Source organism: Pseudomonas linyingensis (assembly GCF_900109175.1).
Lineage (GTDB): Bacteria > Pseudomonadota > Gammaproteobacteria > Pseudomonadales > Pseudomonadaceae > Geopseudomonas > Geopseudomonas linyingensis.
On sequence record NZ_FNZE01000009.1, the window covers coordinates 114,908 to 141,786 of the forward strand.

Here is a 26,879-nt window from a genome sequence, read left to right on the forward strand (position 1 = left end):
GTGAAATCTGGGCTGAGCTGTATGAACGTGGACCAGCGCGGCGGTCGGGAGAGGCCGCTGCGCTTGCGAATCAGTAGTCGACCGGGTCGCGGATGATCGGGCAGGTCATGCAGTGGCCACCGCCTCGGCCGCGGCCCAGTTCACCGGCGCTGATGGTGACCACTTCCACCCCGGCCTTGCGCAAGAGGGTGTTGGTGTAGGTGTTGCGGTCGTAGCCGACCACCACACCGGGCGACAGGCAGACCACGTTGTTGCCATCGTCCCACTGCTCGCGTTCGACCTCGTAGGCGTCGCCACCGGTCTCGACCACGCGCAGCTTCTTCAGGTTGAGGGCCTCGCCAACTACCTGGATGAAGTGTTTGCCCTCGCGGCGGATGTCCAGACCGCCCGGCTTGCTGGCGTCGGGGCGGATGCTGAACGGGACGATCTGGTTGACCACTTCGGGGAAGACGGTGACCAGGTCGCGGTCGCAGAAGGTGAACACCGTATCCAGGTGCATGGCGGCGCGCGACTTGGGCAGGCCGGCGACGATCACGCGCTCGGCCGCGCCCTTGGCGAACAGGGCCTGAGCCACCTGACCGATGGCCTGGCGTGAGCTGCGCTCGCCCATGCCGATCAGCACCACGCCGTTGCCCACCGGCATCACGTCGCCGCCTTCAAGGGTGGCGGCGCCATGCTCTTCATCCGGATTGCCCCACCAGATGTCGAATTCGGCATTCACGAAGTCCGGGTGGAACTTGTAGATCGCCGTGGTCAGCAGGGTTTCCTGGCGGCGAGCCGGCCAGTACATCGGGTTGAGCGTCACGCCGCCGTAGATCCAGCAGGTGGTATCGCGGGTGAACTGGGTATTCGGCAGCGGCGGCAGGATGAAGCTGGTGTTGCCGAGGAAGTCGACCAGCATCTTCAGCACGCTGCTGTCGCCGAGACCCTTCTGCAGGTCGGCGGCCGAGACGCCACCGATGAGGAACTCGGCCAGCTGGCGGGCCTCCAGGCCTTCCAGCCAGCTGCGCATTTCCTCGCCGAAGCCAACGCCGACCTGATTGGCCGACAGCTTGCGGTCGAGGATCCACTTCAGCGCTTCCTTGTTCTGCACGGTGTCGGTCAGCAGGTTGTGCATCTCCACCACGTCGACGCCTCGGTCGCGCATCTTGGTGGCGAAGTCGAAATGGTCGCGCTTGGCCTGGGACACCCAGATCACATCATCGAACAGCAGCTCGTCGCAGTTGCTCGGGGTCAGGCGCAGGTGCGCCAGGCCCGGCGAGCAGACCATCACCTTGTGCAGCTTGCCGGCTTCGGAATGAACGCCGAGTTTGATCTTGGACATCGGGAACTCCTTCTCTATTAGAGACTGACGAAGCCTGCGTAGAGACCGCAGGCGGCAATTCCGGCTGCGATGACGGCACCTCTGAAAGTCAGCTTTTTCACGCTGTTAACACCCGCTGGTTCTGCTTGCGCTTGCCCTTGGCGATTCAAGAACGTCCGCGAGCTCCCGGCTCAGGGCGTCCAGTCCACCCCGTGATCGCCGAGGTAGTCATCCACGCCGGCGCCCACGGTGGGCTGGAAGATGTTTCCGCCGAACACTTCCAGCAGTCCGAAGCGCTTGAACTTGTCCTTGACCGGGTCCTTCATCTCCGCGAAATGCAGCTCGATATCGCGCGCGCGCAGGGTTTTGCACAGCTCGGCGAGCATGTCGGCGGAGGTGACGTCGATGCTTGTAACCGGCTCGGCCGCCACCATCACCCGGCGTACCGGCGTCGGCGACTCCGCGATGGCCTCCAGCAGGCACTCTCGGAACAGCTCGGCATTGGCGAAGAACAGCGGCGCGTCCCAGCGGAACAGCACCAGGCCGGGCACCCGGCGGGCTTGCGGATAACGCTTCACATCGTGAAAGCCACGCACGCCGTCGGCGCGACCGAGAATGGCGTAATGCGGGCGCCAGCCATCCCACAGGTACTCGATCACGGCGATACCCACCGCCAGGCCGATGCCGGGGATGGCGCCGAAGACGGCGACCCCGGCAAAGCAGGCCATCGACAGCCAGAACTCCCAGCGCTGGATGCGGTAGATGCGCTTCAGGTCGGTGAACTCGAACAGGCCGATGACTGCGGCGATCACCACCGCGGCCAGCGCGCTGCTGGGCAGGTAGCGCAGGAGATCTGGAGCGACCAGCAGCAGGGCCGCCACCGCCAGGGCGCCGACCACCCCGGTCAGCTGGGTCTTGGAGCCAGCCGCCTCGGCCACCGGCGTGCGCGAGGAGCTGCTGCTGATGGGAAAACCCTGGAACAGTCCGGCGGCCAGGTTGGCGGCGCCCAGACCGATCATCTCCTGGTTGGGGTCGACCTGGGTTTGCGTGCGCGCGGCATAGGTACGCGACAGCACGCTGGTATCGGCGAACGACACGATGGCGACGGCGCAACCGCCGAGCACCACGGTGGCGATGTCGACGCCGCTGAGCCAGGGCAGGGTGAAGGTGGGCAGACCCTGGGGCAAGTCGCCCAGCACCTTGACGCCATGGCTGCTGAGATCGAAGAAGCTGACGGCCAGGGTCGCCAGGATCACCACGATGAGAATGCTCGGCAGCCGCTCGAAGCGCTTGAGCAACAGGATCAGCGCCAGGCTGCCGCCGCCGACCGCAAAGCTGTACCAGTTGGCCTTGCCGGTAGCGATGGCCTCGACCAGATGCCACAGGTCGAGCAGGGGGCCTTCGCCGTCGATGGAAATGCCGAACAGCTTGGGCGTCTGGGCGATCAGCACGACCAGGGCAATGCCGTTCATGTAGCCGTAGCGGATCGGCGTGGACAGCAGCTCGGTGATGAAGCCCAAGCGCAGCAGGCCGGCGAGGATGCACACCAGTCCGGAAACCACCGCCATCATGCTGGCCAGGGTGATGGCGCGCAGCGGGTCGCCGCCGGACAGCGGCAGCACCACGGCGAGGATCAGCGCGGCGAGCGACGAATCCGGGCCGAGCACCAGAATGCGGCTGGGGCCGAACAGGGCGTAGGCCAGCAGCGGAATGATGGTGGCATACAGGCCGTAGATGCCCCGCACGCCGGAGGCTTCGGCGTAGGCAATGCCAACCGGCACCAGCATGGAGGTGAGTACCAGGCCGGCAGCGATATCCTTGGGTAGCCAGTCGAGGCGGTACTGCTTGAGCATCAGCAGCCCCGGCAGCCAGCGCAACCAGGAGGAAGCAGTGGGCGGGCTGGCTGGGCTGTCGGGCTCTGGGCGCATGCGAAGGTGTCCTTGTCGAGCGCACGAAACCGGCTCGGAAGGCCGGGTTGCTGGTGATCAAGAAGAAGACTAGGCCGAGAATCGGGGATATGCCCGCGAGACAGACGAAGACATGCAGGCGGCTGGCGGGAGGAGCGGGTAGTTCGAGACGCTGGCGGGATTGCACACAGCCGTGCCGGGAGGCCGACAGCAAGAAGCCCGCATTGCGCGGGCTTCTTGCGATGAGCGATGTGCTCAGCCGGGCAGGGGTTTAGCGCCCCATGTTGTTGCCGACCGCACCGCCAGCCGCGCCGCCGAGGCCCGCGCCGATGGCGCCGCCGGTGCTGCCGCCGAGGGTGTTGCCCAGCAGCGAGCCGCCGGCCGCGCCGAGGCCACTGCCTACGGCGACTTTGGTCTTTTTGCCATCCTTCGCGGTGACCGCGCCACCGGCCGCAGCGCCCAGGCCGGCACCGACTGCAGCGCCAGTCTTGCCGCCGAGTGATTGACCGAGGACGTTGCCCAGGGCACCGCCGAGACCGCCACCGACCGCCGCACGAGTAGTGCTATCGGCCATGGCGCCCTGGGCGCACAGCAGGCTCAGGGTCAGGACGGAAAGTGCTTTACGCATGTTGTGAACCTCGTTGAAAAAAAACAGTGGATTGTCACGGGCGGCTCGACACTAGGCAAACGTCAAGCGCGCCGGTTGAGAACTGCCGCGCCCATTGGGGCAGGCGCGGCGGTGAGTATTCATGCGCGGCATTGTCGCGTGCAGTTTCCGGAGACCAACGGTCAGATGACGCTGCGGTGCCGCCGCCGCAACGTCTGACAACAACGAAGGAGCCGGGTTCGCTGGAGCGCGAAGCTGGGCTGCAAGCTTGCGTCAGGTGGAGCCGGCGTCGGCCAGATCCATCTCGCCGCAATGCGCGAGTATGGCGCTCCTGGCACCCTCGCGCAGGGCGAGCGCGGCGTGCCAGTCCTCACCCTCGGGGGCAAGCGGCGGGCAGACGGTTACCGCCAGCGGGCCGCGGCGCGGGCGCCAGGAGCCGTCCGGCAGGACCTGACGACTGCCGGCGAGCGCCACCGGCACCACCGGCAGGCCCTGCTGCACGGCAATCAGGAAAGCGCCGAGGCGGAACGTCCGCAGTCCAGGTTGTGCGCCGAAGGTGCCTTCGGCGAAGAACAACAGCGGCGGTGAATCGCTGGCCAGCGCAGCGAGCGTTTGCACATCCTCCATTCCCTGCAGGGAGTCGCCGCGCGCGACGAAGCGCGTGCCCATGCGCTCGAGCAGTCGCCGCAGCAGCGGCCAGCGTTTGAGTTCAGCTTTGGCGACGAAGCCGACCGCCTGCGGCAGGCTGGCGGCCAGCAGCAGGGCGTCGATATAGCTGGCATGGTTGGCGACCAGCACGCAGGGGCCCCGGGGCAGCCACTCCAGGCCGGCGACCCGCAGCGGGCAGGCGCAGAGGGCGGCGAGCAGGCGGGCTAGGCCCTGGGCTACCGTCCAGCGCAGGTCCAGACCCGGGAGCAGGAAGATGGCCAGCACGGCGAACGGCGCCAGCAGCCCGAAGCAGCTCCAGGCCCAGACACCGTAGAGCCAGGCGCCCAGGCTGCCGATACCGTTGCGCAGCCGCCCTGGCAGGCTGGCGCCGGCCAGGTGCAGCAGCTGCAGCCAGGGTGCCTGTGCCGACGCGCCGAGGGTGCCGCGCTCGAAGGCCTCGCGGATGGCCGCCCGGCGGATCTTGCCGCTGGAGGTTTTCAGCACGCTGTGTGGCGGCGCCAGCACCACCACGTCCGGCGGCAGTCCGAGCTGCTCGGCGGCCAGCGCGACGATACGACGCTCCAGCGCGGCGCGGGCGCGGGTGTCGCGTTCGCGGGTCTCGGCGACCACCACCAGCCGCTCGCCCGCGCTCGCCGTGGCGGGAATGCCGAACACCGCCACGCAGCCGCGGCGCACACCGGCGAGTTCGCCGACCGCCTGCTCCAGGTCATAGGGGTAGAAGTTGCGGCCGCCGCGGATGATCAGGTCCTTGCTGCGCCCGGTGATGTGCAACTCGCCGCCGGCGAGATAGGCATAGTCGCCGGTCACCAGCCAGTCGTCATGGAACAGCCCGGCGCTGGCCGTCGGGTTGCGGTAATAGCCGGCGGTGGCCGAGGGGCCGCGGAACTCCAGGTGGCCCACATGGCGCTCCGGCAGCGGCAGGCCGGCATCGTCGACGACCCGCAGCGCGTGGCCGGGCAGCGGCGGCCCGCAGGATACGAAGCGCAGTGCCTGGGCATCTTCGGCCGCCGCGGGCTTCGCGAGGCCGCGGGTGATGAACGTCTCGCGCACGATCCGGTCGACCTGCACGCCGCGTCCCGGTGGCGGTACGGCAAGCCCCACGGTGGATTCGGCGAGGCCATAGGCCGGCGTCAGGATCTCGCGGCGCAGACCGTAGCGGGCGAAGCAGTCGGCGAAACGCTCCAGGGTGTCCGGGCTGACCGGCTCGGCGCCATTGGCTGCCAGCCGCCATGACGACAGGTCAAGGCCGGACAGCGGGCGGTCGGCGAGGCGGCGCACGCAGAGGTCGTAGGCGAAGTTCGGCGCTGCCGCGACGGTGCCGTGATGCCGATGGATGGCCCACAGCCAGGACTCCGGACGGGCCAGGAAGTCCAGCGGCGAGAGCAGCACGAGCGGGCAGGCGTGATACAGGCTGCCCAGCCAGGCGACGATCAGCCCCATGTCGTGATACAGCGGCAGCCAGCTGACGCAGACGTCGGTCGAGGACAGGTCGATGGCACCGCCCCAGGCGCGGATGTTGGCGAGCACGTTGCGGTGGGCGAGGGCGACGCCCTTCGGATCGCCGGTCGAACCCGAGGTGTACTGGATCAGGGCCAGCGAGTCCGCTCCGGCCGCCCGCGGCGCCAGCGGTGTCGTGGCCTGCAGTTGCTCGGGCAGCAGCACCTGCCGGAGATCGGGGGCGAGCCCGGTAAGCAGCCGGGCCAACGGGCGAACCAGCCCGGAGGTGATCAGCACCGGCGCCTGGCAGTTGCGCAGGATGCCGGCCTGGCGACGCAGGTGGTCCTCGATCTGCGCGGGGCGCGCTGGCGGGTACATCGGCACCGGAATGCCGCCGGCGAACAGGATGCCGAAGAAGCAGCGGAAGAAATCCAGCCCCGAGGGCAGCATCAACGCCACGCACTGTCCCGGTTGCAGGCCGCCTGTCGCCAAGGCGGCAGCGATCCGTCCGGCTGCATCGGCGAGCTGGGCGTAGGTCAGGGTTTCGGTCGTCTGCTCGTCGCGATAGAAGATCACCTGGGGGCGATCGGGGTGGCGGTCGACATGCCATTGCAGCACCTCGACCAGCGTCGCCTGCGCCTCGGGGCGGCCCTCGGCCTGCTCCGGGCCGGACTGGCGGGTATGGGGCGCTTCGGCGGGGGCGGGGCTCAGGCCGGCGGTCTCGAGGGCGGTGAGCAACTGACGCGGGGTGAGCGCCGTGGCCAGGGTGGCGCTGGGCAGGCGCAGGCCGAACGCAGCCTCGACGCGGGCCAGCAACTCGACCCGGGCCAGACTGTCGAGGCCCAGATCGCGGTCGAGCACGCTGTCGAGCGTGGCGCGCACCGGCATGCCGGGCTGAACTTCCTGGATCAGCTGATCGACCAGCGCCAGCAACCGGGCGGCCTCGGACGGTTGAGCGGAAAACTTGGAACGAGGCATGCCTGCAGTGTGGGGAGCGGGCGGGCGCTTGGCAAGTGGCGCGTCAGGTTCGTCGCAGAGCGAGTCTGGCGCGCTGGCGGCTCCATGGCCAGGCCCACAGGAGCCGATTTATCTGCGCTCACTAGCTGGACGCTGAGCCGAATAGATCGCACAATCGGCTCACTTTATGAGCTGAATAGCGCTGCGATTCGGCTCGCCACCCGGGGGCAGGCCCAAGATGGAAGACTCACGCTGGATCTGGCAGCAGCCGGATTGGCCGCATTTCTGCTGGCAGGCCGAGCGCCTGGCGCCGTTGCTACGCGACTGTGCGCAGGCTCAGGGGCGCCTCCTCGGTATGGCCGGAGCGGTGGGGGGCGAATTCAGCGTGCAGAGCGAACTGGATGCCCTGCTGCAGAACATCGTCACCTCCTCGGCCATCGAAGGCGAGCAACTCAACGTCGGCTCGGTTCGCTCCTCGCTGGCGCGCCGCCTGGGCCTCGAGACGGACGGCGACAGTCGTGTGAGTGCGCGCAGCGAAGGCCTGGCCGAGCTCATGCTGGATGCCACCCGGCACTTCCAGCAGCCGTTGACGCTCGATCGCCTGCGGCACTGGCACCGCCTGCTGTTCCCCGAGCAGGACCGCGACCTGCTGCCACGGAACATCCGCGTCGGTGCCCTGCGCGGCGATGAGCCGATGCAGGTGGTCTCCGGACGTCTCGACCGCCCCACCGTGCACTTCGAGGCGCCGCCGCGTGACGGGCTGGAGCAGCAACTGGCCGCCTTCCTCGACTGGTTCGAGGCGAGCCGCAGCGATGCCGGCCTCGACCCGCTGCTGCGCGCGGGCATCGTCCATTTCTGGTTCGTCACCCTGCATCCCTTCGACGACGGCAACGGTCGCCTGACCAGGGCGATCACCGACCTGGCGTTAGCGCAGGCCGAGCGCCAGGCGCTCCGCTTCTACGCCATGTCGGCCAGCATTCTCGACGACCGCCAGGGCTACTACCGCATCCTCGAAGCCAGCCAGAAGGCCACGCTGGAGATCACGTCCTGGCTCGAATGGTTCCTGCAAACCCTGCTGTGCAGCCTGCAACAGGCCCTGGCGCGCATCGACCGCGTGCTGGCCAAGTCGCGCTTCTGGCAGCAGCACCGCCAGCTGGCGCTGTCCGCCGAACAGATCAAGGTGCTCAACCGCCTGCTCGATGGCGGCGAGCGCGGCTTCGTGGACGGCATCAGCGCCGCCCAGTATCAGGCCGTTGCCAAGGTCTCCAAGGCCACCGCCACCCGCCACCTCGGCGACCTGCTCGACAAGGGTTGTCTCGTCCGCCTGCCCGGCGGCGGGCGCAGCACCCGTTACCAGATCAACTGGCCCACCCCCGGCCTGGCCAATACCACCCTCTAGGAGCAGATTTATCTGCGACCGCGGCCATCGCGAATACATTCTCTCCTCCGGGGGCTATCCGGGGCGCGTAGCAGGAGCGGCGCACCCCCTCTGGCTGTAAAGTGCAGGTAAAGAGCCTTTGCGCTCCAACTGAGAAGCCTTATCGTTCAGGCTCCCAAGGAAAGTGACCTGCACCATGTCCGAACTAAACCTCCCAAACCGTTCCTCCCGTAATCGCTGGCTGGCCATTGCCGGTGTCGTTCTGCTCGCCGGCGCGCTGGCCTGGTGGCTGTGGCCGGCCGATGAATCCGCCTCGCAGCAGGGCGCTGCCCGCGGGCCGGGCAGCGGCAGCCTGAGCGGTCCTGGTGGCCGGCCGGGTGGTCCGGGCGGCTTCCGCGGCATGGGCATGGGCGGCCCGGTGCCGGTGCGCCTGGCCACGGCGGCACTCGGCGAATTCCCGGTGGAGCTCAAGGCGCTGGGCACCGTGACCGCCTACAACGCGGTGAACGTGCTGCCGCGCGTCGACGGCCAGCTGGCCAAGGTGCTGTTCGAGGAGGGCCAGCTGGTCAAGGCCGGCCAGGTGCTGGCGCAGATCGACCCGCGCCCGTACCGCGCGGCGCTGGACAAGGCCGAGGGCGACCTGCAGGAGCGTCGCGCCGAGCTGAAGAATGCCGAGCTGGACCTCAAGCGCTACCAGGGCCTTTACGCCGAGGACTCGATCGCCAAGCAGACCCTGGACAGCCAGCAGTCCACCGTCGAGCAACTGCGCGGCGGGTTGAAGAGCCTGGAGGCGGCGGTGGCCGAGGCGCGTCTGAACCTCGACTTCACCGAGATCAAGGCGCCGATCACCGGTCGCCTCGGCCTGCGTCAGGTGGATGCCGGCAACCTGGTGACCTCCGGAAATGCCACGCCGCTGGTGACCATCACCCAGACCACGCCGATCACCGTCAGCTTCACCCTGCCCGAGGCCGAACTGCCGGCGCTGCTGGCGCGTCATCGCACCGGCGAGTCGCTCAGGGTCGAGGCCTGGGACCGCGGCGAGCGTCAGCGTCTGGCCGAGGGCGTGCTGGCCAGCCTGGACAACCAGATCGACACCACCACCGGCACCGTGAAGCTCAAGGCGCGCTTCGAGAACGCCGACGAGCGCCTGTTCCCCAACCAGTTCGTCAACGTGCGCCTGTTGCTGGAAACCCGCCGCGAAGCCCTGCTGCTGCCGGCGGCGGCGGTGCAGTTCGGCTCCAGCGGCACCTTCGTCTACGTGGTCGACGCCGACAACAAGGTCAAGGTGCGCCAGGTCGCGGTCACCGCCAGCAACGGCGAACAGAGCCTGATCGGCGCGGGCCTGCAGGTCGGCGAGCAGGTGGTGCTGGAAGGCACCGACCGCCTGCGTGAGGGCAGCACGGTCGAAGTGGTGGAGGGCGCCTTCAAGGAAGCCACGCCGCCGGTCGCGCCCGCTTCGGGTAGCAACCCGCGCGGCGAGCGCCCGGCTGACGCTGCTCCGGCACGGAAGCCTGCGGCATGAGCCTGTCGCGCCCGTTCATCCTGCGCCCGGTGGCCACCACCCTGCTGATGGTGGCGATCTTCCTCGCCGGGCTGATCGCCTACCGCATGCTGCCGGTGGCGGCGCTGCCGCAGGTCGACTATCCGACCATCCGCGTGCTGACCCTGTATCCCGGCGCCAGTCCCGAGGTGATGGGCAGCGCGGTGACCGCGCCACTGGAACGCCAGTTCGGTCAGATGCCGGGGCTCAAGCAGATGTCCTCGACCAGTTCGGGCGGCGCCTCGGTGATCACCCTGCGCTTTGGCCTGGAGGTCGAGCTGGACGTCGCCGAGCAGGAGGTGCAGGCGGCGATCAACGCAGCCAACAACCTGCTGCCCAACGACCTGCCGGCGCCCCCCATATACAACAAGGTCAACCCGGCCGACACCCCGGTGCTGACCCTGGCGATCACCTCAAAGAGCCTGCCGCTGCCCGAGGTCAACGATCTGGTCGACACGCGCATGGCGCAGAAACTGGCGCAGATCAGCGGCGTCGGCCTGGTCAGCCTGGCCGGCGGCCAGCGCCCGGCGGTACGCATCCGCGTCAACCCGCAGGCGCTCGCCGCCTATGGCCTCAACCTGTCCGACGTGCGCAACCTGATCAACGCCGCCAACGTCAACCAGCCCAAGGGCAACTTCGACGGTCCGACCCGGGTCTCCCAGCTGGACGCCAACGACCAGCTGAAGTCCGCCGCCGAGTACCGCGACCTGGTGCTCAACTACAGCGCCGGCGCCACCCTGCGCCTGGGCGACATCGCCGAGGTGGTCGACGGCGCCGAGAACGAGCGCCTGGCCGCCTGGGCCAACCAGAGCGCGGCGGTGCTGGTCAACGTGCAGCGCCAGCCGGGCGCCAACGTCATCGAGGTGGTCGACCGCATCCAGGCGCTGCTGTCGCAGATCACCGCCAGCCTGCCGGCCGGGGTCGAGGTGACGGTGCTCAGCGACCGCACCCAGACCATCCGCGCCGCGGTGCGCGACGTGCAGTTCGAGCTGCTGCTGGCGGTGTGCCTGGTGGTGCTGGTGACCTTCCTGTTCCTGCGTCGCCTGGCGGCCACGGTGATCCCGTCGATCGCCGTGCCGCTGTCGCTGATTGGCACCTTCGCGGTGATGCACCTGGCCGGCTTCTCGGTCAACAACCTGACCCTGATGGCGCTGACCGTCGCCGCCGGTTTCGTGGTCGACGACGCCATCGTCATGCTGGAGAACATCGCCCGTCATCTGGAGGAGGGCGAGACGCCGCTGAACGCCGCGCTCAAGGGCGCCAAACAGATCGGCTTCACCCTGATATCGCTGACTTTCTCGCTGATCGCCGTGCTGATCCCGCTGCTGTTCATGGCCGACGTGGTGGGGCGGCTGTTCCGCGAGTTCGCCATCACCCTGGCGGTGGCCATCCTCATCTCGCTGGTGGTGTCGCTGACCCTGACGCCGATGATGTGCGCACGCCTGCTCAGGCATCAGCCGGAGGGCGAACAGGGTCGCTTCTACAAGGCCAGCGGCGCCTGGATCGACTGGCTGATCGCCCGCTACGACGGCGGCCTGACCTGGGTGCTGCGCCATCAGGGCAAGACCCTGCTGGTCGCGCTGCTCACGCTGGGTCTCACAATTGTGCTGTATATGGCTGTTCCCAAAGGGTTTTTCCCGATCCAGGACGTCGGGGCCATCCAGGGCATCAGTCAGGCGCCGCAGAGCATCTCCTTCAAGGCCATGAGCGAGCGCCAGCAGCGCCTGGCCGAGGTGATCCTGCGCGATCCGGCGGTGGACAGCCTGTCGTCCTACATCGGCGTCGACGGCGACAACGCCACCCTCAACAGCGGACGCATGCAGATCAACCTCAAGCCGCACGGCGAGCGCGACCTCACCGCCGCCGAGGTGATCGAGCGCCTGCGCCCCGAGCTGGCGCAGGTGCCGGGCATTGAGCTGTTCTTGCAGCCGGTGCAGGAGCTGACCATCGAGGACCGCGTCAGCCGCACCCAGTACCAGTTCAGCCTGGAGTCGCCGGACGCCGCGCTGCTCGAGGAGTGGACGCCGCGTCTGGTCGAGGCGCTGGAGCCGCTGGCCGAGCTGAGCGATGTGACCAGCGACCTGCAGACTCGCGGCCTGCAGGCCTACCTGCAGATCGACCGTGACCTGGCCGGGCGCCTCGGTGTGACCATGAGCGACATCGACGGCGCGCTGTACGACGCCTTCGGCCAGCGGCAGATCTCCACCATCTTCACCCAGACCAGCCAGTACCGCGTGGTGCTGGAGAGCCAGGGCGCCCGCGACCGTGGCCTCGACGCCCTGCGCGAGCTGCACGTGGCCGGCACCGACGGTGTGCAGGTGCCGCTGGCCAGCCTGGTGCGCGTCGAGGAGCGCGCCACCGCGCTGCAGGTCAACCGCATCGGCCAGTTCCCGGCGGTCACCGTGTCGTTCAACCTGGCACCCGGCGTGGCGCTGGGCGAGGCGGTGGCGCGCATCGAGCAGGTGCAGGCCGAGGTCGGCCTGCCGGAAGGCATCCAGAGCCGCTTCCAGGGCGCCGCCGAGGCGTTCCGCGCCTCGCTGTCGAGTACCCTGTGGCTGATCCTCGCCGCCATCGTCACCATGTACATCGTGCTGGGCGTGCTCTACGAGAGCTACATCCACCCGATCACCATCCTCTCGACCCTGCCCTCGGCCGGCGTCGGCGCGCTGCTGGCGCTGCTGCTGAGCGGCAACGACCTGGGGATGATCGCGGTGATCGGCATCATCCTGCTGATCGGCATCGTCAAGAAGAACGCGATCATGATGATCGACTTCGCCCTCGAGGCCGAACGCCACCAGGGCATGGACCCGCAGGCGGCGATCCACCAAGCGGCGCTGCTGCGCTTCCGGCCGATCCTGATGACCACCCTGGCCGCGCTGTTCGGCGCCATCCCGCTGATGCTGGCCTCGGGCTCCGGCGCCGAGCTGCGCCAGCCGCTGGGCCTGGTGATGGTCGGTGGCCTCTTGGTCAGTCAGGTGCTGACCCTGTTCACCACCCCGGTGATCTACCTGTGGTTCGACCGCCTGAGCCGGCGCTTCATGGGCCGCAGTGCGGCGGGTGTGATGATTGAGCCGGCGGCCGAGGGCGGTCGATGAACCTCTCCGCCCCCTTCATCCTCCGTCCGGTCGCCACCCTGCTGTTGAGCCTGGCGATCCTGCTGGCTGGCGCCTTGAGCTTCGGCCTGCTGCCGGTGTCGCCGCTGCCGCAGATGGACTTCCCGGTGATCACCGTGCAGGCCAGCCTGCCCGGCGCTAGTCCGCAGGTGATGGCCTCCAGCGTGGCCACACCGCTGGAGCGCTCGCTCGGTACCATCGCCGGCATCAGCCAGATGACCAGCCGCAGCAGCCAGGGCTCGACGCGGGTGATCCTGCAGTTCGATCTGGATCGCGACATCAACGCCGCCGCCCGCGAGGTGCAGGCAGCGATCAACGCGGCGCGCAACCTGCTGCCCAGCGCCATGCGCAGCATGCCCACCTACCGCAAGGTCAACCCGTCGCAGGCGCCGGTGATGGTGCTGTCGCTGACCTCTGACGTGCTGGAAAAGGGCGCGCTGTACGACGCCGCCTCGACCATCATCGCCCAGAAGCTGTCTCAGGTGCCGGGCGTCGGCGAGGTGCAGATCGGCGGCAGCTCGCTGCCGGCGGTGCGCGTGGAACTGCAGCCGCGCCTGCTCGAACAGTACGGCCTGGCCCTCGACGACGTGCGCCAGACCATCAGCGAAGCCAACGTGCGCGGCCCCAAGGGCGCTCTGGAAGCCGGCGAGCGCCACTGGCAGGTGGCCAGCAACGACCAGCTGGACAAGGCCGCCGACTACATACCGCTGATCATCCGTCACCAGGACGGGGCGGCGATCCGTCTGGGCGACGTGGCCACGGTGCGCGACAGCGTGGAGAACCGCTACAACAGCGGCTTCTACAACGACGAGCAGGCGGTGCTGCTGGTGGTCAACCGTCAGGCCGGCGCCAACATCATCGAGACCATCGAGCGCATCCGCGCCGAGCTGCCGGCGCTGCGCGCAGTGCTGCCGGCCCGCGTCGCGCTGGAGGTGGCGATGGACCGCTCACCGACCATCCGCGCGACCCTGCACGAGGCCGAGCGCACCCTGCTGATCGCCGTCGGCCTGGTGATCCTGGTGGTGCTGGCCTTCCTTGGCCGCTGGCGTGCGGCGCTGATTCCGGCACTGGCGGTGCCGGTGTCGCTGGTCGGCAGCTTCGCCGCCATGCACCTGCTGGGCTTCTCGCTGAACAACCTGTCGCTGATGGCGCTGATCATCGCCACCGGCCTGGTGGTGGACGATGCCATCGTGGTGCTGGAGAACATTTCCCGGCACATCGAGGCCGGCGACAAGCCGCTGGCCGCGGCGCTCAAGGGCTCGCGAGAGGTCGGCTTCACCCTGTTGTCGATGAACGTGTCGCTGGTGGCGGTGTTCCTCTCCATCCTGTTCATGGGCGGTATCGTCGAGCGGCTGTTCCGCGAGTTCGCCATCACCCTGACGGTGGCCATCGTCATCTCCCTGCTGGTGTCGCTGACCCTGACGCCGATGCTCTGCGCGCGCTGGCTGCGCGCCGAACGTGGCGAGCGCGTACCCAATCGCCTGCAGCGCCTGGGCAATCGGCTGCAGGAGGGCGTGCTGGCCTTCTACCGCAAGAGCCTGGAGTGGGCGCTCAGGCATTCGCTGCTGACCCTGCTCAGCCTGCTGGCGACTATCGCCCTCAACGTCTGGCTGTTCGTCAGCGTGCCGAAGACCTTCATGCCGCAGCAGGACACCGGCCAGCTGGTCGGCATGGTGCGCGGCGACGACGGCCTGTCGTTCCAGGTCATGCAGCCGAAGATGGAGATCTTCCGCCGCGCGGTGCTCAGGGACCCGGCGGTGGAGAGCGTGGCCGGCTTCATCGGTGGTGACGGCGGGATCAACAATGCCTTCATGATCGTGCGCCTGAAGCCCGTGGCCGAGCGTGACGTCAGCGCCCAGCAGGTGGCCGACCGCCTGCGCAAGAGCCTGCCCAAGGTGCCCGGCGGCCAGCTGTTCCTGATGCCCGACCAGGACCTGCGCTTCGGCGGCCACCAGGGCGGCAGCTCGCAGTACGAGTACGTGCTGCTGGCCAGCGAGCTGGACGACCTGCGCACCTGGATGCCCAGGGTGCGCGACGCGCTGAAGACCCTGCCGGAGCTGACCGACATCGACGCCAACGAGGGCGAGGGCGCCCAGCAGATCACCCTGGTGGTCGACCGCGACGCCGCCAAGCGCCTGGGCGTGGACATGAGCATGGTCACCGCGCTGCTCAATAACGCCTTCAGCCAGCGCCAGGTGTCGACCATCTACGAGAGCCTCAACCAGTACAGCGTGGTGATGGAGATCGACCCGCAGTACGCCCAGCATCCCGAGGCGCTCGACCAGGTGCGGGTGGTCGGTAGCGATGGTGCGCAGGTGCCGCTGTCGACCTTCGCCCGCTGGGAGCGCAGCCTGGAGGAGGACCGCGTGCAGCACGATGGCGCCTTCGCCGCCGAGAGCATCAACTTCGCCCTCGCCGATGGGGTGAGCATGGACCAGGCCAGCGCCGCCATTGCGCGCGCCGTGGCGCTGATCGACCTGCCCACCGCGGTGCAGGGCAAGATGGGCGGCACCGGCGGGGCCTTCCAGCAGGCCCAGAGTTCCCAGCCGCTGATGATCCTCGGCGCGCTGCTGCTGGTGTACATCGTCCTTGGCATCCTCTACGAGAGCTACATCCACCCGCTGACCATTCTCTCCACCCTGCCGTCGGCCGGGGTCGGCGCGCTACTGGCGATCCGCCTGACCGGCGGCGAGTTCAGCCTGATCTCGCTGCTCGGCCTGTTCCTGTTGATCGGCGTGGTGAAGAAGAACGCCATCCTGATGATCGACCTGGCCCTGCAGCTGGAGCGCCAGGAGCGCCTGTCGCCTCAAGAGTCGATTCGTCGTGCCTGCCTGTTGCGCTTCCGGCCGATTGTGATGACCACCCTGGCCGCCATCCTCGGCGCGCTGCCGCTGTTGCTCGGCAGCGCCGAGGGCGCGGAGATGCGCCAGCCGCTGGGCATGACTATCGTCGGCGGGCTGATCCTCAGCCAGCTGCTCACCCTCTACACCACCCCGGTGGTCTACCTGTACCTCGACCGCCTGCGCCATCGCGTCAACCGCTGGCGCGGACGGCCCAGCGATGCCGCACTGGAAGCTCCGTTATGACAGCCCCCATCCCCGAACTTGCTCGCCCTGTAGGGGCGAATTCATTCGCCCGCCGGCTCGGCGTGGCAACGGACAAGGCGAATAAATTCGCCCCTGCATTGCTGCTGGCGCTCACCCTGAGCGGCTGTGCCATCGGCCCGGACTACCAGCGTCCCGAGCTGAACACCCCGGCGGCGTTCAAGCAGGCCGCCGGCTGGAAGGCCGCCGAGCCGGCCGACGCCCTGGCGCGCGGCGCCTGGTGGGAACTGTACGACGACGCCGCCCTCAACGATCTGCAGCAGCGACTGGAAAGGTCCAACCAGAGCCTCGCCCAGTCGCTGGCGCAGTACCGCGAGGCGCAGGCGCTGGTGCGCGGCACCCGCGCCTCGTTCTTCCCCTCGCTGTCGGGCAACGCCAGCAAGACCCGCTCTGGGCAGGGGACCGGACAGAGTACGGTGCGCCTGGCCGACGGCTCGACGGTGACCAGCGGGGTCAGCACCGGCGCGATCTCCACCAGCTACGACCTGAGCTTCGGGGTCAACTGGGAGCTGGACCTGTGGGGCAAGCTGCGCCGCCAGCTGGAAGCCGACAACGCCAGCCTCTCGGCCAGCGCCGCCGACCTGGCCGCGGTGCGCCTGAGCCTGCAGTCCGAGCTGGCGCAGAACTACCTGCAGCTGCGCGTGCTGGACGAGCAGCAGCGCCTGCTGGATGCCACGGTGGCCGCCTACGCCCGCGCGTTGAAGCTCACCGAGAACCAGTACCAGGCCGGCATAGTCCCCAAGTCCGACGTCACCCAGGCGCGCACCCAGCTGAAGAGCACCGAGGCCCAGGCCATCGACCTCAGGTACCAGCGCGCCCAGCTCGAGCACGCTATCGCCGTGCTGATCGGCGTGCCGCCCTCCGAGTTCGCGCTGGCCGCGGTGGACGGCGTGCCGGCGCTGCCGCAGGTGCCGGTCAGCGTGCCCTCGCAGCTGCTCGAGCGCCGCCCGGACGTGGCCAGCGCCGAGCGCTCGGTGATCAGTGCCAACGCCGAGATCGGCGTGGCCAAGGCCGCGTACTTCCCCAGCCTGAGCCTGAGCGCCGCCGGCGGCTATCGCAGCGACATGCTCAGCCAGTGGATCAGTACGCCCAACCGTTTCTGGTCGATCGGCCCGGAGTTCGCCATGACCCTGTTCGACGCCGGGCTGATCCGCTCGCAGGTCGACCAGGCCGAGGCGCGCTATGACCAGACCGTGGCCGGCTACCGGCAGACCGTGCTGGACAGTTTCCGCGAGGTGGAGGACTACCTGGTGCAGCTGCGCGTGCTGGAGGAGGAGAGCGGCGTGCAGCAGGAGGCGCTGGACGCCGCCCGCGAGTCGCTGCGCCTGGTGGAGAACCAGTACAAGGCCGGCACCATCGACTACAACAGCGTGGTCAGCGTGCAGACTGCCGCGCTGTCCAACGAGCGCACCCAGCTCAACCTGCTCGGCAGCCGGCTGACCGCCAGCGTGCAGCTGATCGCCGCGCTGGGTGGCGGCTGGCAGGGTGTCGCGGCGGAGCAGAGCGCCAGCGGCGACTGAACCCGGCGCTCGGGCGTTTTCTGGACTAGTTTTCATGGACAGTGGAGGTGCGCGGTGCCTCCTTCCGGTCGATCCTCCGCGTAGCGGAGGCGGCCCCGCGAACTGCCCGCGGCGGACTGACCATGAAAGAGAAAGAACTCCGGCTGGCGCTTGTCTTCTTCGGCGGGGTGTCGCTCGCGGTCTACCAGCACGGCATCAACCGGGAAATCCTCAACCTGGTGCGCGCCTCGAAGATCTACCACGCCGGCCGCTCCGGCGAGGACGAGGCCGGGGCGGGACGCAGCTTCCACCAGCACTATCCCGACGAGCCGGAGCGCTCTACCGGCGACATCTACCACGAATTCCTTCAGGCGCTGGGCAAGGACATTGCCCTGCGGGTGATCGTCGACGTGATCGCCGGCTCCTCGGCCGGCGGGATCAACGGCATCACCCTGTCCGCCGCCCTGGCCCATGATCGCTCGCTGATGCCGATCACCAGCATGTGGCTGGAGGAGGCCGACATGCTCAACCTGCTGGCCCCGGAGGCCAAGGCGCGGATGTGGAGCAAGTGGTATTTCTGGCCGCTGCTGCGCCCCTTGCTCTCCCGCCTCGGCCGCGAGGGTCTGCTGCCGGGGCAGGCCGATGCCGAGATGGGCAAGCGCATCTCGGTGTTCCTGCGCTCGCGCTGGTTCAAGCCGCCGCTGGATGGCCGGCGCTTGAGTACGCTGATCCTCGATGGCCTGAGCGCGATGCACAGCGCCACCCTGCCCGGGGCGGAGTCGCTGCTGCCCAAGGGCGAGCGACTCGACTTGGTGGTGACCGTGACCGACTTTCGTGGCCTCGAGCGGCCGATCTTCATCCATGACCCGCCGGTGGCCTACGAGCGCGAGCATCGCCATCTGCTGTGCTTCGGCCTGGAGCACCGCAAGACCGGGCACCTGCTCAGCGATTTCGACGCCGACAGCTTTCCCTCGCTGGTCTTCGCCGGACGGGCCTCGGCATCCTACCCGGGGGCGTTCCCGCCCGCCCAGTTGCGCGAACTCGACGACTTGCTCGCCGCGCGCCACACACCCTGGCCGGCGCGCTCGCGCTTCGTGGCGCGCAACTTCCACGACTATCTGGAACGCGGAGAGAACCCCGATGAGGCGGTGCTGGTGGATGGCAGTGTGCTCGACAACAAACCGATCGCGGCCTGCGTGGAGGCCATCCACACCCACGGCTCGCTGCGCGAGGTGGATCGTCGCCTGGTGTACATCGACCCCCATCCGAAAGGTACCCGACGGCAGCCGGGAACGGGGGTTCCCGGGTTTTTCGCCACCCTGCGCGGCGCCCTCAGCGACCTGCCGCGCCAGGATCCGGTGTACAACGAACTGGCGGTAATCAGCCGCTACAACGTGCAGGCTCGGCGCTTGAAGGTGGCCATCGAGCATGCCCGGCCGCAGATCGCCCGGCTCATCGAGGAAGAAACGGCCGGCAAGCTCAAGGGCGGCTACAGCATCGACGACCTGCGCCACTGGCGGCTGCTGTCGATCACCCTGCTGTCCGGCACGGCCATCGTCTACGACGCCTGGATGCGCGCGCTGATTTTCGAGGCGCTGGACTTCGTGGTGCGGATCATCGCCGCAGCGTGCCAGTACACCGCCGATTCGCCGCAGGCGCGGCGGGTGCAGGAAGTGATCGAGGCCTGGGCTCGCCGGCAGGGCATCATCGCCGAGGCCTACAAGATGCCGGAGCATCTCTACAGCAATCTCGATCTGCCGTTGTTCGCCCGGATGATCCTCGACTTCGGCCTGATCTACAAAAAGCGCCGGTTGAATTTCGTCCTGCACGAAATCAACGACCGCTATCCCGACCTTGGCAGCGGGAGTGTCGTTGAGTCCGAGGACCTCGACCTGCTGAAGCTCAAGATCCACAAGTGCATCGCCGAACTGGCGGTCTACGACGACCTCGACTTCCTCAGTCGTCATGCCGTGAGCGCCTGCCGGGAACTGTTTCTGGAAGATGATGAAGCCCCTGCGCTCACCGCAGAGCGTCTGGAGGCCGATCCCGAGGCCTGTGCGGAAGTGTCCCGGCTGGTCGAGCGCCTGGCCCAGGAGTGCGACCTGGCGCGTACGGTCGACAATGTCGACGCCGTGCTGGCGTCGCCGCTGATGCAGAACCTGCGCGAAGAGAGTCGCATCGCCATCCTCACCGGCTACCTGGGCTATTTCTTCTGGGACATCATCCTGCGCCCGACGGCCAGTGCGCTGTCGCTGGAAGCGGGCCCCATCGAGGAGATCCTGGTGGATCGCATCAGCCCGGAGGACGCCAGCAGCATCGTCCTCGACGAGGGCAAGCCGGTGCTGCTCGGCAGCTCCTTCGCCGGCTTTGGCGGCTTCCTAGGCCGCGGGGTGCGCGAGAATGACTACCTGTGGGGGCGCCTGCACGCGGTGGACCGCCTGTTCGACATCCTGCTCAGCACCGTGCCGGCCAATCTGCGCGCGGGCCTGGCGGTCGATGCGCTGAAGAAACGGGCCTTCGAGCGGGTGCTGGAGGAGGAGGGGCAGCGTCTGGAACTGGTCCCGGAGCTGATCGCCCGGCTCGGCGAGGCGGTCAGCCGGCTGTAGCCTGCGGGCCCGGTCGAATCGCCATTCACCCGGCGCAGCTAAGGGTGAACGGCGAGCAAGCTTGTCGCCTCAGTTCTGCGCCGAACGGTTGGCGGCCTTGGCGGCGCGCAGCACGGTGGCGCCGATTTCGCCCTCGAACTGTTGCCACACCGGTTGCATGGCCTCGCGCCAGGCGGCGCGCTCCGCGTCGCTGAGGGCGATGATCCGGCTCTTGCCGGAAGCGGCGATGCGCTCGCGGTCGGCGGCGTTGAGGCGTGCCGCCTGCTGGTTCACCGCGTAGGTCACCTCGTCGATGATCGCTTCCAGCTCGCTGCGGATCTCATGGGGAATGCCGTACCAGAAGCGCGCATTGCTCACCAGCATGTAGTCCAGCACCCCGTGGTTGGTCTCGCTGATGTAGGGCTGCACCTGGTACAGCTGCTGGCTGTAGAGGTTCGACCAGGGATTTTCCGCGCCCTGCACCTTGCCGCCCTGCAGGGCGCTGCGCACCTCGGCGAACGGCAGCTTGACGCTCCTGGCGCCGACCGCGGCGAACTGCGCCTCGAGCACCTTGGACGACTGGATGCGGAAACTCAGCTCGCGGGCGTCCGCCGGCTGCTGCAGGGGACGGTTGGCGGACAGCTGCTTCATGCCGTTGTGCCAGTAGGCCAGACCGATGATGCCGTGCTGGCTCATCGACAGCAGCAGGTCGCGGCCGGTCGGGCGTTGCTGGAAGCGGTCGACCGCCGCCAGGTCGTCGAACAGGAACGGCAGGTCGAACACCTTGAGCTTGGGGGTGTACTGTTCGAACTTGGCCAGCGAGGGCGCGAGCAGATGGACGTCGCCGCGCTGCAGGGCGGCCAGCTCCTCGGCATCGCCGACCAGGCTGGAGTTGGCGTGCACCTCGACCTTCACCCGGTCGCCCAGGCGTTCCGCGACCAGTTTCTGCAGCAAGAGGGCGCCCTGGCCCTTGGGCGTGTCGTCCGTCACCACATGGGCGAAGCGGATCACAATCGGCTCGTCGGCCTTGGCCGCCTGGGCGACGGCGCCGGGCAGGGTCAAGCCGGCGGCGAGGCAGGCGGCAAGCAGTGTTTTCAGCATGGGGTTCCCTTTTTTTCTGTTTTCTCGGCCCGTGAGGGGCCAGCCGAGAGGGCAATAGCTGTGCCACCGGGCCGGATCGGTACTGGCGGACGGAAAAGGGTGATGGAGTTGGCATTGCAGTGGCGGGATTTCGCCTTGATTGGTCCTGTTTTGGGCGGAAATCCGCCGTCATGCTGCGCCGGACAAGCCTCCGGTAATCTCCGGCGGTCGTGCTAGCATCCGGAGCATGAAAAGCATTTTCCTTTCCGCCCCCGCCGCGCTGCTCGCCCTGCTGGCCGCCACTACCAGTGCCGCCGCGGCCGAGCTGGAGGTGTTGTTGTCGCCCAAGAGCAAGGCGCTGCGCGAGAACGTCGAAGCGCATATCGGCGATCTCGGCAAGCGCGATGCCGCCAGGCTGCAGCGCTTCTCCCGCCACGCCGAGCGCGAGGCGGCCAAGGCGTTGCAGGCGCTTGGCTACTACCGGCCACAGATTCGCAGCGAGGTGCTGGGGGAGGGCGACCAGGCCGTGCTGCGCCTGCACATCGAGCAGGGCGAGGCGGTGCGCCTGCGCACGGTGGAGATCCGTGTGGAGGGCGAGGCGGCTGCGCTGCCCAGCTTCAACGTGCAGCACAGCGCCAAGCTGGCCCCGGGCGCGGTGCTCGATCACGGCGCCTACGAGGATGCCAAGCGGCTGATTCGCAACCGGGCGTTGCGCTTCGGCTTCTTCGACGGCCGCTTCGTCGAGCAGAGCCTGCTGGTCGATCCCCAGGCCGGGGTGGCCGACATCCGCCTGGTCTATGAGAGTGGCCAGCGCTACCACCTGGGCGAGGTGCACTTCGAGGGCGAGACGCCGTTCGACGACGAGCTGCTGGCGCGCATGGTGCCGTTCAAGGCCGGCGAAGCCTACGACTCCGACCTGATCGGCGAGCTGAACCGCGCGCTGGTCTCCAGCAACTACTTCGAGGACGTGCGGGTGGACGCGGTGCCCGAGCATGCCGAGGGGCATACCATCCCGGTGCAGGTACGCCTGCATACGCGCAAGCCGCGCACCCTGGCGGCCGGTGCCGGCTACTCCACCGACGTGGGGCCGCGCCTGCGCGGCACCTGGCGGCGGCATTGGCGCGGCGAGCAAGGCCATCGCCTGGGTTCCGACTTCGAGTTCTCCAGCCCGCGGCAGAGTATCAGCACCTGGTACGAGATCCCCCTCGATCCGCCGCTGACCGAGAGCCTGCGCTTCACCACCGGCTATCAGATGGAGGATCTGGTCGACACCGAGAGCGAGCGGCTGACCATCGGCGCCCAGTGGCAGCACCTGCCGGAGAACGAGTGGCAACGCATCGTCTCGCTGCGCTGGGAGCAGGAGCGCTACGAGACTGGCGAGGACGAGGGGCGCAGTACCCTGCTGCTGCCGGGGATCGGCTTAAGTCGCACGGTCAGCGACCACAAGATCGATCCCAGCAGAGGCTGGCGCCTGCAGGCGGACCTGACCGGTGCCAGTCGCAGTTTGTTGTCGGATACCGACCTGCTGCACCTCGATCTGCTGGCCAAGGGGTTGACCAGCTTCGCCGGGGGGCATCGCCTGCTGGGTCGCGTGCAGTTGGGCGGCATCGCTACCAACGACTTCGAAGCCATTCCCCCTTCGCTGCGTTTCTTCGCCGGTGGCGACCAGAGCGTGCGCGGCTACGACTACCAGACCCTGTCGCCGCGCGACAGCGAGGGCGAGCGCGTCGGTGGCCGCTACCTGGTGGTCGGCAGCCTGGAGTACCAGTACCCGCTGCGTGACCGCTGGCGCCTGGCCACCTTCGTCGATCACGGCAACGCCATCGACGGCCTCAGCGATCCGCTGATGACCGGCGTCGGCATCGGCGTGCGCTGGGTCTCGCCGGTCGGCCCGCTGCGCCTCGACCTGGCCCACGCCCTGGACGAGGACGAGGGCTCGGGCTTTCGCATCCACTTCTCCATGGGACCGGAGCTGTGATGGGCAGATTACTGCGCTGGTTCGGTATTGCCGGGCTGCTCCTGCTGCTGGCGCTGGCGGCCACCCTCAGCCTGCCGGCGACCGAAACCGGCAGCCGCTGGCTGCTCGGCCGCGTGCCGGGACTGGCGGTGGAGGACTTCCGCGGTCGACTGCTTGGCGACTGGAGCGCCGCTGCGCTGCGCTGGCAGTCCGGCGAGACGCGCATGGCGCTGGAGTCGCTCAGGGTGACCAACCGTCTCGGTTGTCTGCGCGAGCGCCTGTTGTGCCTGGATGAACTCGCCGCCGCCCGTCTGCAGATCGATCTGCCGCCATCGCCCGAGCAGGCGGTCAGCGAACCGCTGAGCCTGCCGGACATCCGCCTGCCTCTGGGGCTTGATATCGGTCGCCTGCAACTGGGCAGCCTGGAGGTCAATGGCGTCGAGCAGCTGCGCGACCTGGTGCTGGCCGCCCGCCTGGATCGCCAGGGGCTGCAGCTGACCGCTGTGGACCTGCAACGCCCGGATCTGCGCCTCACCATCAGCGAGCTGAGCCTGCAGCCCCATGGCGACTGGCCGCTGCACGCCCGCGCCATCCTGCAACTGCCGCCGGTGGACGAGCGCGCCTGGCAGCTGGATCTACAGCTGGATGGCCGCCTGCTGCAGCGGCTGGAGCTGGTCGCCCACAGCCAGGGCTATCTCGACGGCGAACTGCGTGGCTGGTTGCAGCCGCTGGCCGAAGGGCTGCCGCTGGAACTGCAACTGACGACCCGCGACTTCCAGGCGTTGGCCAGCCTGCCGCCGAGCCTGCGCTTCACCAGTCTCGGCCTGAACGCCAGCGGCACCTTGAGCGAGGGTTATGAGGTGAGCGGCACCGCCACCCTGGCCGGGATGGAGCAGCCGGTGGGCGTGGCGCTGCGCGGCAGAGTCGATGCCGGTGGAGCGCAAGTAGAGCAACTGCAGCTGCAGGACGCCGCCGGCGAAACCCTGCAGCTTGCCGGCAGACTCGACTGGCGTGCGGCCTTCGCCGCCGACCTGAACCTCAAGGGTGGCGCCTTCGCCTGGCAGCAGCTGTATCCGCTGCCCGACGTGGAGTTGCAACTGCAGCAGTTGCAGGCCGCGCTGAACTATGCCGACAGCCGCTACCAGGGCGACTTCGACATTCGTCTGCTCAGCCCGGCCGGGCCGCTGCGCCTGACCAGCCCGCTGCAGGGCGACAGCGGCCAACTGCAGCTGGCCGAACTGCGCCTGGAGGCCGGCAAGGGCCGGGCGGAGGGCGAGCTGTCGCTGGGCTTCGCCGAGGCGCTGAGCTGGCAGACCCACCTGCAGCTGGCCGATCTCGATCCGGCCTACTGGCTCAAGGAGCTGCCTGGGCGCATCGGCGGCGCGCTGGCCAGCAATGGCGAGCTGCGCGACGGCCGGCTGCAGCTGCAGGCCGACTGGGCGCTGGACGGCGAGCTGCGCCAGCAACCGCTGGCATTCAAGGGCCGGCTGCAGGGCGAGGGGGCGCACTGGCAGCTACCCGAACTGGCCCTGCGCCTGGGCGACAACCGCATCGACGGCCAGGGCGGCTGGAACGAGCGTCTGGACGGCCAGTTCAAGCTGGCGCTGGCGCGCCTCGACCAGCTGTGGCCCGACCTGCGCGGACAGGCCACCGGCGAACTCAAGCTCGCCGGCACCCCGGCGGCGCCGCAGGGCAGCCTCGCTGTGCAGGGCAAGGGGCTGGGCTATGCGGAGCAGCGTGTGAGCGAGCTGGCGCTCGACGCCCGTCTCGATGCCCGCCAGCGCGCCAGCGTGCAACTGGACGCCCGTGGCCTGCGCAGCGGCGACAGCGACTTCGGCCAGCTCACCCTCAAGGGCAGCGGCAGTCTGCAGCAGCACAGCGTCGAGCTGAACCTCGACGGCGAGCCGCTGCGCCTGACGCTGGCCCTGGGCGGCGGCCTCGACCGCAAGCAGGACTGGCGCGGCCGCCTGAACCGCGGTGCCGCCAGTGCCGCCGGTTTCGACTGGCAGCTGCAGCGCCCGGCCAGCCTGGAGCGCACCGCCGCCGGACGCATCACCTTGGGCGCCCATTGCTGGCAGTCGGAAGAAGCCAGCCTGTGCGCCGACAGCCAGCGCCTGCTGCCCGAGCCGCAACTGCGCCTGCGCCTGCGCGACTTCGATCTGGCGCGCCTGCGCCGCAGCCTGCCACGCGGCACGGCGCTGGTCGGTCGGGTGAATGGCGATGTGCGCCTCGACCTGCCGGCCAGCGGGCCCAACGGCGAGGTCCGCCTGGACGCCGGCAGCGGCCAGCTGCGCATCCGCGAGCGCGGCGAGTGGCTGGAGATTCCCTACCAGCGGTTGCTGTTCACCAGCCAACTGCGCCCGCAACAGATCGACAGCCAGCTGCGTCTGGCCGGTCCGACGCTGGGCGCGCTGGAGCTGGACGCGCGTATCGACCCGCGCCCGCAGGACAAGCCGCTGTCCGGCAGCTTCCGCTTCGACGGTCTGGACCTGGCCCTGGCGCGGCCCTTTGCCCGCCAGGTCGAGCGTATCGAGGGCCGCATCGACGGCAGTGGCCGGCTGTCCGGCAGCCTGCTGGCGCCGGTGGTCAACGGTCGCGTGCAGCTGCGCGACGGGCATCTCAGCGGCGGCGAACTGCCGCTCACCTTCGAGCAATTGCAGCTGGCCCTGAACATCAATGGCCAGCAGGCGCAGCTCGATGGCCGCTGGCGCAGCGGCGCGCAGGGGCAGGGCAGTCTGGCCGGCAGCATGAACTGGGCCGGTACGCCACTTATGGACCTGCAGATCCGCGGCAGCCGCCTGCCGGCCGTGATCGACCCCTACGGCACCCTCGAGGCCGACCCCGACCTGCAGCTCAGCCTGCGTGACAACCAGTTCACCCTCGGTGGGCAGGTGGCGGTGCCGCGCGGACAGATCACCGTGCGCGATCTGCCGCCAGAGACGGTCAGGGTTTCCGAGGATGCGCAGATCGTCGGCCAGCAGCCGGCCGCGGCGGCCGCCCCCGGGCTGAAGATCGACCTGCGTCTGGCCCTCGGTGAGGATCGCCTGCGCTTTTCCGGCTTCGGCCTGACTGCCGACATCAAGGGCAACCTGCGTATCCGCGACAACCTCGACAGCCGCGGCAGCCTCGACCTGGAGAACGGCCGCTACCGCGCCTATGGCCAGCGCCTGACCCTGCGCCGCGCGCGGCTGATCTTCGCCGGCCCCATCGATCAGCCGCTGCTGGACATCGAGGCGATCCGCAAGGTCGACGACGTCACCGCCGGCCTGCGCATCAGCGGCCGGGCCGATGCGCCGGTCAGCGAGGTGTTCTCCGAACCGGCGATGGGCCAGGAGCAGGCGCTGTCCTACCTGGTGCTCGGTCGTGCCCCCGGCAGCAGCGGCGACAGCGACATGCTCAGCCAGGCCGCGCTGGCCCTGGGCCTGGCCGGCGGCACGCCAGTGGGCGGCGCCATTGCCGAGCGTCTCGGGATCAAGGACTTCATGCTGGAAAGCGAAGGCTCCGGCGACTCCAGCAGCGTGGCGGCCAGCGGCTACCTCTCGGAGAGGCTCAGCCTGCGCTACGGCGTCGGCGTGTTCGAGCAGGGCAACGTCTTCGCCCTGCGCTATGACCTGACCAAGAAACTCTACCTGGAAGCGGCCAGCGGCCTGGCCAGCTCGCTGGACCTGTTCTACAAGCGGGATTACTAGAGCAAACCGTCATTCCCGCGCAGGTGGGAATCCACCAGGCCCGTAGCAGTTGGA

At 68.7% G+C, this 26,879-nt stretch carries 13 protein-coding genes; 8 read left to right on the forward strand and 5 right to left on the reverse strand.

What is annotated here, in order from left to right; all coding sequences use genetic code 11:
• Positions 1–70 precede the first annotated feature (70 nt).
• The 4 genes from arcA to BMZ19_RS12650 all read right to left on the reverse strand — a co-directional run bounded on the left by arcA (position 71) and on the right by BMZ19_RS12650 (position 6,901).
• Complete coding sequence (gene arcA, locus BMZ19_RS12635; RefSeq protein ID WP_090311422.1) at positions 71–1,324, reverse strand: arginine deiminase; 1,254 nt, start codon at positions 1,322–1,324, stop codon at positions 71–73.
• 170 nt (positions 1,325–1,494) lie between these two features.
• Entirely contained in the window at positions 1,495–3,231 is a 1,737-nt protein-coding gene (locus tag BMZ19_RS12640; RefSeq protein WP_090311424.1) for a SulP family inorganic anion transporter, read from the reverse strand.
• A gap of 250 nt (positions 3,232–3,481) precedes the next feature.
• Positions 3,482–3,838, reverse strand: coding sequence for a bacteriocin (locus BMZ19_RS12645; protein WP_090311426.1), 357 nt, complete (start codon positions 3,836–3,838; stop codon positions 3,482–3,484).
• Between the two features lie 252 nt (positions 3,839–4,090).
• Positions 4,091–6,901 carry an AMP-binding protein gene (locus BMZ19_RS12650; protein ID WP_090311428.1) on the reverse strand — a complete coding sequence of 937 codons (2,811 nt, stop codon included), beginning with the start codon at positions 6,899–6,901 and terminating at the stop codon, positions 4,091–4,093.
• Between the two features lie 217 nt (positions 6,902–7,118).
• On the opposite strand from BMZ19_RS12650, the gene BMZ19_RS12655 reads away from it, so the two are divergent.
• From BMZ19_RS12655 to BMZ19_RS12680, 6 genes are all read left to right on the forward strand, one after another.
• Positions 7,119–8,279 carry a Fic family protein gene (locus BMZ19_RS12655; RefSeq protein WP_090311429.1) on the forward strand — a complete coding sequence of 387 codons (1,161 nt, stop codon included), beginning with the start codon at positions 7,119–7,121 and terminating at the stop codon, positions 8,277–8,279.
• 175 nt (positions 8,280–8,454) lie between these two features.
• The gene (locus BMZ19_RS12660) at positions 8,455–9,780 is read left to right on the forward strand and encodes an MdtA/MuxA family multidrug efflux RND transporter periplasmic adaptor subunit (protein WP_090311431.1); all 1,326 of its coding nucleotides are present in this window, start codon (positions 8,455–8,457) and stop codon (positions 9,778–9,780) included.
• A complete protein-coding gene (locus tag BMZ19_RS12665; RefSeq protein ID WP_090311433.1) occupies positions 9,777–12,893 on the forward strand; it encodes an MdtB/MuxB family multidrug efflux RND transporter permease subunit in 3,117 nt (1,038 codons plus the stop codon). Before BMZ19_RS12660 ends, BMZ19_RS12665 begins: the two co-directional genes overlap by 4 nt.
• Positions 12,890–15,997 carry an efflux RND transporter permease subunit gene (locus tag BMZ19_RS12670; protein ID WP_090311434.1) on the forward strand — a complete coding sequence of 1,036 codons (3,108 nt, stop codon included), beginning with the start codon at positions 12,890–12,892 and terminating at the stop codon, positions 15,995–15,997. The genes BMZ19_RS12665 and BMZ19_RS12670 overlap by 4 nt, the downstream gene beginning before the upstream one ends.
• Entirely contained in the window at positions 15,994–17,535 is a 1,542-nt protein-coding gene (locus tag BMZ19_RS12675; RefSeq protein WP_090311436.1) for an efflux transporter outer membrane subunit, read from the forward strand. Before BMZ19_RS12670 ends, BMZ19_RS12675 begins: the two co-directional genes overlap by 4 nt.
• 122 nt (positions 17,536–17,657) lie before the next feature.
• Positions 17,658–20,120: a patatin-like protein gene (locus BMZ19_RS12680; protein ID WP_090311437.1), complete on the forward strand. Its 2,463-nt coding sequence runs from the start codon at positions 17,658–17,660 to the stop codon at positions 20,118–20,120.
• Positions 20,121–20,189: 69 nt separating this feature from the next.
• On the opposite strand, the gene BMZ19_RS12685 is transcribed toward BMZ19_RS12680, so the two are convergent.
• Positions 20,190–21,200 (reverse strand): DctP family TRAP transporter solute-binding subunit, encoded by a 1,011-nt coding sequence (locus BMZ19_RS12685; RefSeq protein WP_090311439.1) that lies wholly within the window; start codon positions 21,198–21,200, stop codon positions 20,190–20,192.
• A gap of 226 nt (positions 21,201–21,426) precedes the next feature.
• Here BMZ19_RS12685 and BMZ19_RS12690 point away from each other — a divergent pair, with 226 nt between their 5' ends.
• The gene (locus BMZ19_RS12690; RefSeq protein WP_090311441.1) at positions 21,427–23,157 is read left to right on the forward strand and encodes an autotransporter assembly complex protein TamA; all 1,731 of its coding nucleotides are present in this window, start codon (positions 21,427–21,429) and stop codon (positions 23,155–23,157) included.
• Positions 23,157–26,825 carry a translocation/assembly module TamB domain-containing protein gene (locus BMZ19_RS12695; RefSeq protein WP_090311443.1) on the forward strand — a complete coding sequence of 1,223 codons (3,669 nt, stop codon included), beginning with the start codon at positions 23,157–23,159 and terminating at the stop codon, positions 26,823–26,825. Before BMZ19_RS12690 ends, BMZ19_RS12695 begins: the two co-directional genes overlap by 1 nt.
• Positions 26,826–26,879: the final 54 nt, after the last annotated feature.

Bases quoted from the DNA above. Each gene is read 5' to 3' on its own strand.
- BMZ19_RS12675 (WP_090311436.1), top strand. From the start codon at position 15,994: ATGACAGCCCCCATCCCCGAACTTGCTCGCCCTGTAGGGGCGAATTCA.
- BMZ19_RS12655 (WP_090311429.1), top strand. From the start codon at position 7,119: ATGGAAGACTCACGCTGGATCTGGCAGCAGCCGGATTGGCCGCATTTC.
- BMZ19_RS12680 (WP_090311437.1), top strand. From the start codon at position 17,658: ATGAAAGAGAAAGAACTCCGGCTGGCGCTTGTCTTCTTCGGCGGGGTG.
- BMZ19_RS12695 (WP_090311443.1), top strand. From the start codon at position 23,157: ATGGGCAGATTACTGCGCTGGTTCGGTATTGCCGGGCTGCTCCTGCTG.
- BMZ19_RS12670 (WP_090311434.1), top strand. From the start codon at position 12,890: ATGAACCTCTCCGCCCCCTTCATCCTCCGTCCGGTCGCCACCCTGCTG.
- BMZ19_RS12640 (WP_090311424.1), bottom strand. From the start codon at position 3,231: ATGCGCCCAGAGCCCGACAGCCCAGCCAGCCCGCCCACTGCTTCCTCC.
- BMZ19_RS12685 (WP_090311439.1), bottom strand. From the start codon at position 21,200: ATGCTGAAAACACTGCTTGCCGCCTGCCTCGCCGCCGGCTTGACCCTG.
- BMZ19_RS12690 (WP_090311441.1), top strand. From the start codon at position 21,427: ATGAAAAGCATTTTCCTTTCCGCCCCCGCCGCGCTGCTCGCCCTGCTG.
- BMZ19_RS12650 (WP_090311428.1), bottom strand. From the start codon at position 6,901: ATGCCTCGTTCCAAGTTTTCCGCTCAACCGTCCGAGGCCGCCCGGTTG.
- BMZ19_RS12645 (WP_090311426.1), bottom strand. From the start codon at position 3,838: ATGCGTAAAGCACTTTCCGTCCTGACCCTGAGCCTGCTGTGCGCCCAG.
- arcA (WP_090311422.1), bottom strand. From the start codon at position 1,324: ATGTCCAAGATCAAACTCGGCGTTCATTCCGAAGCCGGCAAGCTGCAC.
- BMZ19_RS12660 (WP_090311431.1), top strand. From the start codon at position 8,455: ATGTCCGAACTAAACCTCCCAAACCGTTCCTCCCGTAATCGCTGGCTG.
- BMZ19_RS12665 (WP_090311433.1), top strand. From the start codon at position 9,777: ATGAGCCTGTCGCGCCCGTTCATCCTGCGCCCGGTGGCCACCACCCTG.